This is a genomic window from Streptomyces sp. NPDC028928 (assembly GCF_055564915.1).
Genome location: NZ_JBVHVI010000003.1, coordinates 431,722 through 444,394, shown reverse-complemented (window position 1 = coordinate 444,394; position 12,673 = coordinate 431,722). Strand labels below are relative to the sequence as shown.

10 protein-coding genes are annotated in these 12,673 nt (G+C 73.1%); 3 read left to right on the top strand and 7 right to left on the bottom strand.

The annotated features are described in order from the left end of the window. Positions 1-82 precede the first annotated feature (82 nt). The 3 genes from ACZ4U1_RS11090 to ACZ4U1_RS11080 form a co-directional block, all read right to left on the bottom strand. Entirely contained in the window at positions 83-1,597 is a 1,515-nt protein-coding gene (locus ACZ4U1_RS11090) for a protein kinase domain-containing protein (RefSeq protein ID WP_467902280.1), read from the bottom strand. Positions 1,598-1,614: 17 nt separating this feature from the next. After that, positions 1,615-2,271: a hypothetical protein gene (locus tag ACZ4U1_RS11085; protein WP_467902113.1), complete on the bottom strand. Its 657-nt coding sequence runs from the start codon at positions 2,269-2,271 to the stop codon at positions 1,615-1,617. A 152-nt stretch (positions 2,272-2,423) separates the two neighbouring features. Then, on the bottom strand, positions 2,424-4,889 hold the full coding sequence (locus ACZ4U1_RS11080; RefSeq protein ID WP_467902112.1) for an N-6 DNA methylase: 2,466 nt from the start codon (positions 4,887-4,889) through the stop codon (positions 2,424-2,426). A gap of 189 nt (positions 4,890-5,078) precedes the next feature. Between ACZ4U1_RS11080 and ACZ4U1_RS11075 the strand changes: the two genes are divergently transcribed. Together ACZ4U1_RS11075 and ACZ4U1_RS11070 are read left to right on the top strand one after the other, a co-directional pair. Then, positions 5,079-5,306, top strand: coding sequence for a hypothetical protein (locus tag ACZ4U1_RS11075; RefSeq protein ID WP_467902111.1), 228 nt, complete (start codon positions 5,079-5,081; stop codon positions 5,304-5,306). A gap of 145 nt (positions 5,307-5,451) precedes the next feature. Next, entirely contained in the window at positions 5,452-6,174 is a 723-nt protein-coding gene (locus ACZ4U1_RS11070) for a hypothetical protein (RefSeq protein WP_467902109.1), read from the top strand. 69 nt (positions 6,175-6,243) lie between these two features. Here ACZ4U1_RS11070 and ACZ4U1_RS11065 read toward each other — a convergent pair whose 3' ends face one another. Together ACZ4U1_RS11065 and ACZ4U1_RS11060 are read right to left on the bottom strand one after the other, a co-directional pair. Then, positions 6,244-6,987, bottom strand: coding sequence for a GNAT family N-acetyltransferase (locus tag ACZ4U1_RS11065; RefSeq protein WP_467902107.1), 744 nt, complete (start codon positions 6,985-6,987; stop codon positions 6,244-6,246). A 60-nt stretch (positions 6,988-7,047) separates the two neighbouring features. Then, entirely contained in the window at positions 7,048-7,764 is a 717-nt protein-coding gene (locus ACZ4U1_RS11060; RefSeq protein ID WP_467902106.1) for an HNH endonuclease family protein, read from the bottom strand. Between the two features lie 118 nt (positions 7,765-7,882). On the opposite strand from ACZ4U1_RS11060, the gene ACZ4U1_RS11055 reads away from it, so the two are divergent. Next, the gene (locus ACZ4U1_RS11055; RefSeq protein WP_467902104.1) at positions 7,883-8,644 is read left to right on the top strand and encodes an SDR family NAD(P)-dependent oxidoreductase; all 762 of its coding nucleotides are present in this window, start codon (positions 7,883-7,885) and stop codon (positions 8,642-8,644) included. Between the two features lie 64 nt (positions 8,645-8,708). Here ACZ4U1_RS11055 and ACZ4U1_RS11050 read toward each other — a convergent pair whose 3' ends face one another. Further along, positions 8,709-9,071 (bottom strand): MerR family transcriptional regulator, encoded by a 363-nt coding sequence (locus ACZ4U1_RS11050; protein WP_467902102.1) that lies wholly within the window; start codon positions 9,069-9,071, stop codon positions 8,709-8,711. Between the two features lie 28 nt (positions 9,072-9,099). Further along, positions 9,100-12,630 carry a transcription-repair coupling factor gene (gene mfd / locus ACZ4U1_RS11045; RefSeq protein ID WP_467902101.1) on the bottom strand — a complete coding sequence of 1,177 codons (3,531 nt, stop codon included), beginning with the start codon at positions 12,628-12,630 and terminating at the stop codon, positions 9,100-9,102. Positions 12,631-12,673: the final 43 nt, after the last annotated feature.

Here is a 12,673-nt window from a genome sequence, read left to right as displayed (position 1 = left end):
GATCGATGGTAGGCAGTGGGCAGGCCGTGGCCAACCCATTCGACCAACGATTCGCGCGCCCTTCGGGCACCGCCGTCCGCCTCTACCCGCGCACCTGCCCCAGCCACTGCAGCGTCCGCCGGACCTCCGCGGCCAGCGGATGGCCGGGCCCGTGCAGCCGCTCGACGTCCATGACCAGCCGCGCGAGCGTGTCGTGGGCGGCCGACCGGTCGCCGAGGGCCAGCAGCAGATGGCCGATGCGGCGGCGGACGTCATGGGCGAGCTGCGGGTCCCCGGAGACGTACTGGTTCTCGTAGTACGGCAGCAGCGCGCGGTACTCGGCGAGCGCCGCCGCCGGTTCGCCCAGCTGCTCCAGGCACTGCGCGGCCTCGTAGCGGTAGCGCAGCGACTGCGGGTCGGCCTGGCCGGCCTCGGCGGCGCGTTCGTCGGCGAGCCGGCGCAGTTCGGGCAGCGCCCGCCGGTACTGGCCGTCGTCCATGAGCGTGGCCGCGTACTGCTTGCGCAGGGTGCGCACCACCGGGGAGCGCTCGCCGTGCTGCTCGGCGGCGGCCGGCAGGATCGCGCCCAGGATGTCGACGGCCTGCGTGATGCGGCCCTCCCCCAGCAGGCGCTTGACCTCGTCCACGGCGGCCGCGACATCGGGCTTCTCGGCCACCGGCGGCGCCGGCGCGACCGGGGCCGGTTGGGGCGCGGGAGTCCGCGCGCGGTCCGGCCAGGGGGCGTGCGGGCGCAGGAAGGGGCGCGTGGGGTCCAGGGGCGCCCCGGTGGGCGTCCCGCGCGCGGGCAGGAGCAGCGCCAGGTCCTCGTACACCTCCTGCGCGGACGCCGGCCGGTGCTGCGGGTCCTTGGCGAGCAGCCGCAGCACCAGGGTCTCCAGCGCCTCGGGCACCTCGGGGCGGATCCGGCGCACGGGCAGCGGGGGCTCGTACAGGTGCCGGTGCAGCACACCGAGCGCCGTCGAGCCGGCGAACGGCACCTCGCCGCTGAGGAGCTCGTGCAGCAGCACCCCGAGCGCGTACAGGTCGGTGTACGGGCCGACCGCGCCGCCCATCGCCTGCTCCGGCGCCATGTAGGCGGGCGAGCCGATCGGGGAGCCGGTGTGGGTCAGGCGCGTGGTGTCGGTGTCCATCACCGAGGCCACGCCCAGGTCGAGGACGGTGACCGTGCCGTCCTGCTTCACCATCACGTTGCGCGGCTTCAGGTCGCGGTGCACGATCGGCACGGCGTGCACGGCGCTCAGCACGGCGCACAGTTGCGCGGCCACCGCGACGGCCCAGGGCCACGGGTACGGGTCGTGCTCGGCGAGGTGGTCGGAGAGGTCGGCGCCGTCGACGTACTGCATGACGAGGAACAGCTCCTCGCCCTCGCTGCCCGCGTCGTGCACCGTCACCAGGCCGGGGTGGTCCACCTGCGCGGTCACCCGGCACTCGCGCATGAACCGGCGGCGCAGCTCGTCCGCCTCCTGGCCCGCCACCTTGTCGGGGCGCAGCAGCTTCACGGCCACGCGCCGGTCGAGCCTGCGGTCGTACGCCGTCCAGACCTGGCCCATGCCACCCTGCCCGATGAGCGTGGACAGTTCGTAACGGCCGGCGATCATGCGCCCCGTCGTCACCGTCACCGTCCGCCCTCGCCGCGGCCGCCCTCGTGCCCGTCGTGCCGGCGCAGATAGTCGCTCAGTTCGTCGAGTTCGGCACGCACCTGGTCGATACGGGCGGGCGCGGGACGCTGGGGCGGCTCGGCCCGCGGCACGGGGGCCGGGGGCACGGGGGCCGGGGACACGACCGGCCCGGTGTGGGGCGGCTGGGGTATCGGAGTGTGGTGCGCGGGCGGCACGGGCGGCTGCGGGCCCGGCCCGAGCGTCGTCGCGTACGGCGACGGCGCCGCGTGCCCGCAGCCGTAGGGTCCGTGCACGGTCGGGGCGTGCGGATGGGCGTACCCCGCGAACAGCTGCCGCTGGTGCACCCGGATGTCCACGACCAGGTAGTAGATCGCGGACACCACGCCGAGGAGCAGCAGCAGCGCCAGCGCGAGGTCGCTGCGCCAGTCCTCCTCGGGCAGTTCACCGATCACCGCGAGCCCGGTGATGGACAGCGGCAGGCTCAGCCAGGCGATCAGCCAGTCGAACCAGCGGCCCCGCACGAAGGCGACCCGGAACAGCGGGAGGCAGGACAGCAGTCCGCACGTGAGCGCCCCGGCCGCCGCGAACATCACGCGCAGGGAGATGACCTTTCCCGCGCTGCGGGGAGGCGGCACCACGCCGTGGCCGTACATGACTGCTCCTGGACCGAGTGGGACCGATGGGGACGGACGCCGACGGGACGGTGTCCGAGTCGGAGTCCGAGCGTATAGGCCGACAAGGACAACCGGTCCCGGGTTGTACCGAACCGTTGTCGCACTGATCACTTGTCACGGTTCGGGCGGGGTCAGTCGGGGGCGACCGTGCCGTCGGTCAGTCCGTCGTACATCCCGCGTACGAGCTGCTCCCCGAGCCGGCTCGCGTGCCGGAGCGCCCGCTCGAACTCGTCCAGCGCGCGGAACCGTGCGCCGTAGCGCCGCTGTTCCTCCAGCGGGAGCCGGGGCAGTTGCAGCCGGCGCACGTCCAGGCGGGTCGCCGTGGAGGCGTAGCTGCTGGCCTGCCGGTTGTTGGCGGTCCCGCGCAGGAACCCGGCGAGGAACCACGGGTCGAGCGCCGTGGCATCGGGGCGCAGCAGCACGAGGTTGCGCCCCAGGGCGGCGCCCCCCGTCGCATCGTCGATCACGCGCGCCACCGAACCCCCGCCGAGCACGGGTACGACGACGTCGCCCGGCTCGGTCAGCACGGCCTCCTCCTCGCTCTCCGGGAGCGAGCCCGAGGGCGCCGTTCCGGCGAGGACGTCATGGTCGGTGAGGACCGGCACGCGCGCGGGGCCGCCGTTTCCGCCGGTGCGCATCACCAGCGCGCCTCCACGCGCGAGTTCACCGACCGTGGTGAGCGGCCAGCGCGCGGGCGGCGCGGGGTCGGCGGGGGGCGGGGTGAGGTCGGCGGTCAGGCGCAGGGTCGCGCCGAGCCGTTCGCGCACCTGCGTGAGCTGCTCCGCACCGTCGGCGCCCGCGGCCGGCGGCAGATGGCGGGCGGGCGCGAGGTCCACGTCGTCGTCGAGGAGTTCGATGACCGGCACCGAACGGGCGAGCCCCGGCCGATCCGCCAGCCGCCCCGCGCGCGTGAAGGCGCGCCAGGCGTCCGTCACGGCCTCCCGCACCGCCTCCCAGTCCGGCCCGCCCCGCCCCTCCCCGGCGAACCTCCCGGAGTCCACGAGCAGCACCTCGGGCGTCGTCGGCGTCCGGTCGGGCCGGCGCAGCACCCACAGGTGCAGCGGGATGTTGTACGGCGGTGCCGCGCCGACCGGCAGCGCGACGACGGCCCGCAGCGCGCCCCGGCGCAGCAGGTCGGCGCGGATCCGGCGCCCGGAACGGCGGGAGGCGGCGGCCGGCGGCATGAGCAGCACGGCGGTGCCGCCGTCGGTCAGCCGGGCCAGCGCGTGCTGCACCCAGGCCAGCTCGGACTCGGTGCGCGCCGGGAAGCCGTACTCCCAGCGGGGGTCGTAGGCGAGTTCGTCGTGTCCCCAGTTGCGCTCGTTGAACGGTGGATGGCACAGGACGACGTCGGCGTGCAGCCCGGGGTGCGCGTCGGCGCGCAGGGTGTCGCCGGCGGCGCCGCGCACGGTGGCCCGGCTGTGCAGCGCGAGCCGCAGCGTGCTGAGGGCGGCGAGTTCGGGGGCGCTGTCCTGGGCGTACAGCTCCTGGTCCGGGCGTGGGTCCACGGCGCGCAGCAGGGCGCCGGTGCCGCAGGCGGGGTCCAGGGCGGTTCGGGCCGGTCCGGCGAGGTCGGCCATGAGACCGGCGAGTTCGGCGGGGGTGAGCGTGTACTGGCGGGGGCTCGCGTCCAGGTGCCGGCCCAGCAGGAACTCGAACGTCTGCCGCGCCCCCATCTCGGCGGCCAGTTCGGCGGCACCGCGGAGGAGGGGGACGGAGGGGAGGAGTTGGGGGCCGGTGGGGGTGCGGAGGGCGGGGGCCGGGGCGGTCGTGGGGGCCGGGGCGGTCGTGGGGGCCGTGGCTGCTGTGAGCGACGTGGCGGCTGTGATTGATGTGACTGCTGTGGCTGGCAAGACGTTCGCGGCAGGCGTGGTCGCTGTGGCCGCCGTGAGGGCGGGCTCGTGAACCTTCGGTGTGCTGTGAACAGCGGGCGCGGGGTTCACACGCGGCGGAGTCGGTGCCGAGTTCACAGCCGGAGGCGTGACAGATGCGTTCACACCGCCCGCGCCGACCGCAGCGTTCACACCACCCACGCCGACCGCAGCGTTCACACCGCCGACGCCGACCGCAGTGTTCACAGCGCCGCCGTCGGCCAAAGGGTTCACACCGTCGGTGCCGGCCACGGCGTTCACACCAGCGGCGCCGACCGCAGCGTTCACACTGCCCGCCCTCGCCCCCGAGTTCACGCCCCGCCCCGACGTCCCCCCGAGCCGTGGCGTGAGCACCTCCTCCAAGACCCCCGGCAGCACCGCCGCCAGCCGCGCGTCCGAGCCCGCGCTCGCGTCGAGCCAGACGGTGGGCCGTTCATGGATCAGCAGCAGGACGCAACCGGCGTGCACCAGCGCCGTGAGCGGGCCCTCGGGATGGCCGGCGAGCTGCTGCCAGACGCGTTCGCGCAGCGGGACTTCGGCGAGCTTGCCCTGCTTGCGCAGCCAGGCCTCGACCTCGGCGAGTGCGAAGGACGGGCTGGTCTCGGTACCGCCGACCGGCTTCGGGAAGTCGGCGTGCCGGCGGCGCCAGTTGCTGACGGCGGCGCGGCCCACTCCGGCGAGCCGCGCGATACCGGCTGCGGTCACCTCTGTCGCGTTGTCCTGCACCGGCCTTGCTCCCCTCGTCCCGTGTGTGCGCCGAGCATACCGGCGTACACAAGATCTGCTGATTCACGGGCGTGTACTGACCTCCCTCAGTGAACCGTGTTGACTCGGTTCACAGCCTCTGGTCTTATTGACCCAGCGAACGAGCGGCCACCCAGGGGGAGGCCGCAACACTCGGGGAGGGGTTCGCCCATGGGTATGAAGGCCAGAGTCGTCTTCGGCGCCGTCGTGTGGCTCGTCGTCATCGGCACCGTGTCCGCGAACGCCGGCGGCGACGGCAAGAGCGGCGGTTCGAAAGGCGGCGACAAGGGCTCCTCGGCCTCGGCCGAGCCCACGTCCGGCGGCACGAAGGAATCGGGCGACACGAAGGCTGCCGAGGAGAAGAAGGCCGCCACCCGGGGCTTCAGGACGAACGACTGAGGCGACCGGAAGCAGGCCTGACCGCCGCCCCCAAGCCCGTTCCAGACGCCGTTCCATGCCCCGTTCCACCGCACCCCCCCCGCACCCCCACACTCCGTTTCACCCCCCGTTCAACACCCCGCTTCATCACCTCTGAAGGACTGTCATGCGTCTCTCGTCCCGTGCCGCAACGCTGCTCGCCGTCGCGGTGCTTCCTCTGGCCCTGTCCGCCTGTTCCTCGGACTCGTCCTCCGGCACCGGCACCGGCGCGAGCGCCAAGCCGGCCAAGGCGAAGAACCCCAACGCCGGTCTGCTGACCGGTACGCAGCTGAAGAAGGCGCTGGCGCCCGCGTCGGCCTTCCCGGCCGGGTTCACCCTGGAGGCCGACGGCGCCTCGGACAGCGGCGGCAAGTTCCTCGCTCCGTCCAGCCGGAAGACCGCGAAGCCGGACTGCACCCGGCTGGAGGGCACGTCCTGGATCCAGGTGACCGGTTTCGAGGGAGGCGTGTCCTTCGCGCAGGACGACTACGTCAACCAGGACAAGACCGAGGAGGTGGCCCAGGAGATCGACGCGTTCCAGGGCACCACGGCGAAGACGGTGATGCAGCAGATGCAGTCCGTCGCGGCCGAGTGCGCCACCTTCACGGACACGGACACCCACGCCAAGGTGAAGGTGAAGGGCAAGTCCACGGCCGGGCTCGGCGACGAGGCGTACACGATGACGCTGACGAGCGGCGCCTGGGAGACCGGCACCACGCTCATCGCGGCCCGCTCCGGCAACACCGTGGTCACCGTGCTGTCCACCGCGGGCAGCGACGACGGTGCCGCCGCCGCGAAGAAGGTCACGACCCGGATCCTCGGCTCGCTGAAGGGCATGTCGGCCGCGTGACCCGCGCGGGCGGCGGGTCCGCCCGACCACGTGTGACCTGGACCCCGGGGCCCCGCCCCGGGGTTCGGGTCACAGCGGGTGCCGCATCCATACGTTGGGCTCGACGTAGACGGCGTACCCGTGCTCCGCGTCGCAGCGGACCGGGACCAGTGCGCCGGGCACCTCGACGTCACCCGAGGTGTCGAAGGGCAGCCCGGTCCAGCGGCGCCACTCCTCCAGCGAGCCGCTCACGGTCATGGAGGCCGGGGCGATGGAGTCGATGGTGGCGCCGGCCCGGGCGTGGACGCGCAGCCACGGGTCCTCGGGCAGTCCGTCGGGGCGGACCCGGTGGGCGTACTCGGTGATCGGGGTGTGCGGTTCGCGGTGCTTGGCGTTGGGACGTACCGGGGCGACGACCTCGCGGAAGCCACGGGCGCGGGCGTTGTCGCGCATCGCCGAGAGCATGACGGCCGACAGGCCGTGGCCCTGGGCGTGCGGGGCGATGGTGACCGAGATGGCGCTCACGGTGTCCGGGCGGGTGCCGCGGCGCAGGTCGGCGAAGGCCCACGCGAGGACCTGGTCCCAGCCCCGGGCGGGCAGGGTGCGCCGGCCCTCCACGTCGAGGGCGAACGGCACGCTGTAGGCGTGGGCGACGACCCGGCCCTCCTCGTCCTCGGCGAACAGCGCGTACTCGGGCAGTTCGGTGGGGATGCGGCCGTAGTGGGTGGTGCCCACGGGGTCGTTGGTGACGAACTCGGGCCAGGTGTCGGTCATGCCGAACACCGCCGGCAGCCGGTCGGGCCGCTCGGCGAGGCTGCTCACCTTGATGTCCATGCAGGTCAAGGTAGGCGGTGTTCACCTGACGAGACAGTGATTTACCCGGCCGACGGCGGGTCAGCGGGCCCGGAAACGCTCCGGTGCCTTCGTCGGGTTGCCGCCGGTGGGGAGCTTCTGGTCCGGGCAGCCGGCGAGGACCTTCTTCATGGCGGCCTGCTCTGCGGACGTGACCCACAGGCCGTACTTCTTCTTGACGGCGACCTGGGCGGCGACATAGGTGCACCGGTAGGCCTTGTTGGGCGGGAGCCAGGTCGCCGCGTCGCCGTCTCCCTTGCCGCGGTTGGTGCCGGCGTCGACGGCGAGGAGGTTGAGGGGGTCGTTGGCCAGCGCTATGCGCTTGCTGGGGTCCCAGTACTTGGCGCCCTTCTGCCAGGCGTCGGACAGGGCGACGACGTGGTCGATGTCGACCTCGCTGCGGCCGCGCCGGTAGGTGATCTCCTTGCCGGAGTAGGGGTCGGGCTCCAGCAGGCCGTAGGAGACCTTGCAGCTGCCGCCGGTGAACCGGACCTGCTTCAGGTCGCGTTTGAGGATGTCGTCGCGGGTGTCGCAGGAGTTGGAGTCGGTGTCCGCCCAGGCGGTGCCGAACCGGGCCCGGGAGTAACCGGTCTTCGGCGCGCGTCCCTTGACGGTCAGTGAGCCGGCCGCGGTCAGGGCCGCGCCTTTGCCGCCGGTCTCCTCGGGCCCCTGCGCTCCCCCGGTCTGCTCGGCCGTACAACCGGTCACGGCGACCAGCACGGCCACGGCGGTGACCGCTCCGCCCCTCACACGCGTCACGGTACGTCCCCCTCGCTCGCCTTCTGGTGATGACCCGGGCAAGTCAGGCTACACCTGGGCTGTTGACGGCCCATCGGGCTTGACCCTGTCACTGGCGTCAGGGTCGGACGATCCCCGCATGAGCGAGAACCACAACGCCCACAGCCCCCGTACCGTCCTCGTGACCGGCGCCGGCACCGGCATCGGCCGTGCCACCGCGCGCGCGTTCGCCGCCGAGGGCGCCCGGGTCGTCGCCGTCGGCCGCCGGGCCGCGCCGCTGGCCGAGACCGCCGAAGGGCACCCCGGCATCACGCCCCTGTCCGCCGACCTGACCGCCGAGGACGGGCCCCGGACCGTGGTGCGGGCCGCCCTGGAGCGGTACGGCAGGATCGACGTGCTCGTCAACAACGCGGCCGTCGTCACCGCCGACTCCCTGCGCAGCTACACCCGCGCATCGGTACGGCCGCTGCTGGAGACCAACCTCCTCGCGCCCGTGCTGCTCACCCAGGCCGCGTTGCCCGCGCTGACGGAGAGCCGGGGCGTGGTGGTGAACGTGACCACCTCGGTCGGCCAGCGGGGCTGGCCCGGCAACTCCCTGTACGCGGCGGGCAAGGCGGCCCTGGAGGTGCTGACCCGCAGCTGGGCGGTGGAACTGGCGCCGCAGGGGATCCGGGTGGTCGCCGTGGCCCCGGGCGCGATCGAGACGCCGATCGCCGACCACTCCCGCTACACCCCCGAGCAGCGGGCCGCCATCCGCAAGTGGCAGCTCGACCACACCCCGCTCGGCCGGATCGGCCGCCCCGAGGAGGTGGCCTGGGCCATCACCCGCCTCGCCTCGCCGCAGGCGTCGTTCGTGACGGGGGTGGTGCTGCCCGTGGACGGCGGGGCGGTCGTCGCCTGACCCCGGCCCGTCAGCTCCTCCCCTGACCCCGGCCCGCCCACTCGTCCCCTGACCCCAGTCCCGTTCAGGGGACCTCGTCGCCCGCCGCCCGCAGCGCCGACGCCAGGCGGTCGCGTATCGCCGTCTGGGCGGCGATACGGGCGTCGAGTACGGACAGCCGGTCCCGGGCGACCTTGAGCGCCACGGGGGAGACAGGGCCGGTGGTGACATCGCCGCCGTCCAGGCAGGGCAGGAAGACCCGTACGTCGTCCAGGGTCAGGCCCGCCTCCAGCAGCCGGCGGATGTTGCGGACGCGGACCGTCGTACCGGGGTCGTACGCGCGGTAGCCGTTGGCCGCGCGCACGGACGTGATCAGGCCCTGCTGCTCGTAGTGGCGCAGGGCGCGCGGTGTCGTCCCGGTCGCCTCGGCCAGCTCACCGATCCGCACGCGCGCCCCCGTCCCCGTACACCAGCCGTCAGCCCAGGATGGTGGTGAGGAACTCACCGACCCAGGCCAGCAGTTCCCGGCCGATCAGCGGCTTGCCGCCGACCTTCGCGGTCTTCGGGCGCGGGACCAGCACCTGGTGCACGGCGGGCTTGATGACCGTGCCCGGGTAGAGCCGCTTGAGGCGCAGCTCCTGCGACTCGCGCAGCTCCACCGGCGCGAAGCGGATGTTGGTGCCCTGCAGGACGATCTCGCCGACGCCGCACGCGCGCGCGAGCATCCGCAGCCCGGCCACCAGCAGCAGGTTCTCCACCGGTTCGGGCAGCTTGCCGTAGCGGTCGGTGAGTTCCTCGCGGACGGCCTTGATGTCCTCCTCGCTGTTGGCGGAGGCGATCGCCCGGTACGCCTGGAGGCGCAGCCGCTCGCCGGGGGCGTAGTCGTGCGGGACGTGCGCGTCGACCGGCAGCTCGATCTTGACCTCGAGCGGCGCCTCTTCCTCGATCTCGCCGGTCTCCAGCTGCCGGCGGTAGTCCGCGACCGCCTCGCCGACCATCCGTACGTACAGGTCGAACCCGACGCCCGCGATGTGCCCGGACTGTTCGCCGCCCAGCAGATTGCCGGCGCCGCGGATCTCCAGGTCCTTCATCGCGACGTACATGCCGGCGCCCATCTCGGTGTGCTGGGCGATGGTCGCCAGCCGTTCGTGGGCGGTCTCCGTCAGCGGCTTCTCCGGCGGGTACAGGAAGTAGGCGTAGCCGCGCTCGCGGCCCCGGCCGACGCGGCCGCGCAGCTGGTGCAGCTGGGACAGGCCGAAGGTGTCGCCGCGCTCCACGATCAGCGTGTTGGCGTTGGAGATGTCGATGCCGGACTCCACGATCGTGGTCGACACCAGCACGTCGAACTTCTTCTCCCAGAAGTCGACCACGACCTGTTCCAGTGCCGATTCCGACATCTGGCCGTGGGCCGTCGCGATGCGCGCCTCGGGGACGATCTCGCGGAGCCTGGCCGCGGCGCGGTCGATGGACTCGACGCGGTTGTGGATGTAGAAGACCTGGCCCTCACGGAGCAGTTCACGGCGGATGGCGGCGCCGATCTGCTTCTCCTCGTACGGCCCGACGAAGGTGAGTACCGGGTGGCGCTCCTCCGGGGGCGTGGTGATCGTGGACATCTCGCGGATGCCGGTGACCGCCATCTCCAGGGTGCGCGGGATCGGGGTCGCGGACATCGTCAGCACGTCGACGTTGGCGCGGAGCTTCTTCAGCTGCTCCTTGTGCTCGACGCCGAAGCGCTGCTCCTCGTCGACGATGACCAGGCCCAGGTCCTTGAACTTGGTCTCCGAGGAGAACAGGCGGTGGGTGCCGATGACGACGTCCACCGAGCCGTCCTTCAGGCCCTCCAGGACGGCCTTGGCCTCGGTGTCGGTCTGGAAGCGGGAGAGCGCCCGCACGTTCACCGGGAACTGCCCGTACCGCTCGGAGAACGTGCCGAAGTGCTGCTGCACCAGCAGGGTCGTGGGGACGAGTACGGCGACCTGCTTGCCGTCCTGTACGGCCTTGAAGGCGGCCCGCACCGCGATCTCGGTCTTGCCGTAGCCGACGTCGCCGCAGATCAGGCGGTCCATGGGGACCGACTTCTCCATGTCCTCCTTCACCTCGGCAATGGTGGTGAGCTGGTCGGGGGTCTCCGCGTAGGGGAAGGCGTCCTCCAGCTCGCGCTGCCAGGGGGTGTCGGCGCCGAAGGCGTGGCCGGGGGCGGCCATGCGCGCGCTGTACAGCTTGATCAGGTCGGCGGCGATCTCCTTGACGGCCTTCTTCGCGCGGGCCTTGGTCTTCGTCCAGTCGGCGCCGCCGAGGCGGTGCAGGGTGGGTGCCTCGCCGCCGACGTACTTGGTGATCTGCTCGAGCTGGTCGGTCGGGATGTACAGCCGGTCGCCGGGCTGGCCGCGCTTGGCGGGGGCGTACTCCACGACCAGGTACTCGCGGGTGGCGCCCTGGACGGTGCGCTGCACCATCTCGATGTAGCGGCCGACGCCGTGCTGTTCGTGGACGATGTAGTCGCCCGGCTCCAGGGTGAGCGGGTCGATGGTCTTGCGGCGGCGGGCCGGCATGCGGGTGCCGTCGCGGCCGGCTGCGCGCTGGCCGGACAGGTCGGTCTCGGTGAGCACGGCGAGCCCCAGCGCCGGGTCCACGAAGCCGTACTCGATCGAGCCGCAGGAGACGTGCACGAGGGAGGGGCTCAGCTCGCCGAGGTCGGAGTCGAGGCGGGCCGCGATGCCCTCGCCGCCGAGGACCTCTACCGTGCGGGCGGCCGGGCCGTGGCCCTCGGTGACGAACACCGTGCGCCAGCCGTCGGCGAGCCAGCCCTTGGTGTCGGCGAGGGCCCGCGCGGTGTCGCCGCGGTAGCTCTCGGGGGCGTGCATGCCGAGCTTGAGGGTGTCCGTGTCGAGTTCCTCGTCGGCGGCGAACGGGGACACCGACCACCACATCATGTCCAGCTCGCGCGCGCGGTCGCGGACGTCGGCGATGGACCACAGGGAGGCGGCGCCGACGTCGATCGGCGCCTCGCCGCCGCCGGCGGTGGCCGCCCAGGACGCCTGGAGGAACTCCTGGCTGGTGGCGACGAGGTCGGCGGCGCGGGTGCGGACGCGTTCGGGGTCGCAGACGACGGCCATGGCGCCCTTGGGCAGCACGTCGAGCAGCAGCTCCATGTCGTCCACCAGGACCGGGGCGAGGGACTCCATGCCCTCGACCGCGATGCCCTCGGCGATCTTGTTCAGCAGCTCGCCCAGCTCCGGGTGCTCCTCGGCGAGGGCACGCGCGCGTGCGCGGACGTCGTCGGTGAGCAGCAGCTCGCGGCACGGGGGTGCCCACAGGCCGTGCTCGGCGACTTCGAGGGAGCGCTGGTCGGCGACCTTGAAGTAGCGGATCTCCTCGACGTCGTCGCCCCAGAACTCGATGCGCAGGGGGTGTTCCTCGGTGGGCGGGAACACGTCCAGGATGCCGCCGCGTACGGCGAACTCGCCGCGCTTCTCGACCAGCTCCACGCGCGCGTAGGCGGCGGCCGCGAGGGCTTCCACGACGTCGTTCAGGTCGGCGGTCTGGCCGGTCCTCAGCGCTACCGGTTCCAGGTCGCCGAGGCCCTTGACCTGCGGCTGGAGCACGGAACGGACGGGTGCTACGACGACGGAGACCGGGCCGGTCTCGGGGTCGTCGGGGCTGGGGTGGGCGAGGCGGCGCAGGACGGCGAGGCGGCGGCCGACGGTGTCGCTGCGGGGGCTGAGCCGCTCGTGCGGGAGGGTCTCCCAGGAGGGGTACTCCACGACGCCCTGTTCGGGCAGCAGGGAGCGCAGGGCGGCGGCCAGGTCCTCGGCCTCGCGGCCGGTCGCGGTGACCGCCAGCACCGGGCGGCCGGCCTCGCGGGCCAGGGCGGCGACCGCGAAGGGGCGGGCGGCCGGGGGACCGACGAGGTCGATGTGCGGGCGGTTGCCGTCCGCCGCCGCCTGGATCGCTTCCGCGAGGGCGGGGTCCTTGACTACGGCGTCGAGCAGACCGTGCAGGCTCATGGAGGGGCTTTCCGTCCAGGGGGTCGGCAACACGAAGGGCCCG

Excerpts from the sequence above, each read along its gene's own strand:
- ACZ4U1_RS11090 (WP_467902280.1), bottom strand. The coding sequence starts at position 1,597 with ATGATCGCCGGCCGTTACGAACTGTCCACGCTCATCGGGCAGGGTGGC.
- ACZ4U1_RS11085 (WP_467902113.1), bottom strand. The coding sequence starts at position 2,271 with ATGTACGGCCACGGCGTGGTGCCGCCTCCCCGCAGCGCGGGAAAGGTC.
- ACZ4U1_RS11075 (WP_467902111.1), top strand. The coding sequence starts at position 5,079 with ATGGGTATGAAGGCCAGAGTCGTCTTCGGCGCCGTCGTGTGGCTCGTC.
- ACZ4U1_RS11070 (WP_467902109.1), top strand. The coding sequence starts at position 5,452 with ATGCGTCTCTCGTCCCGTGCCGCAACGCTGCTCGCCGTCGCGGTGCTT.
- ACZ4U1_RS11065 (WP_467902107.1), bottom strand. The coding sequence starts at position 6,987 with ATGGACATCAAGGTGAGCAGCCTCGCCGAGCGGCCCGACCGGCTGCCG.
- ACZ4U1_RS11055 (WP_467902104.1), top strand. The coding sequence starts at position 7,883 with ATGAGCGAGAACCACAACGCCCACAGCCCCCGTACCGTCCTCGTGACC.
- mfd (WP_467902101.1), bottom strand. The coding sequence starts at position 12,630 with ATGAGCCTGCACGGTCTGCTCGACGCCGTAGTCAAGGACCCCGCCCTC.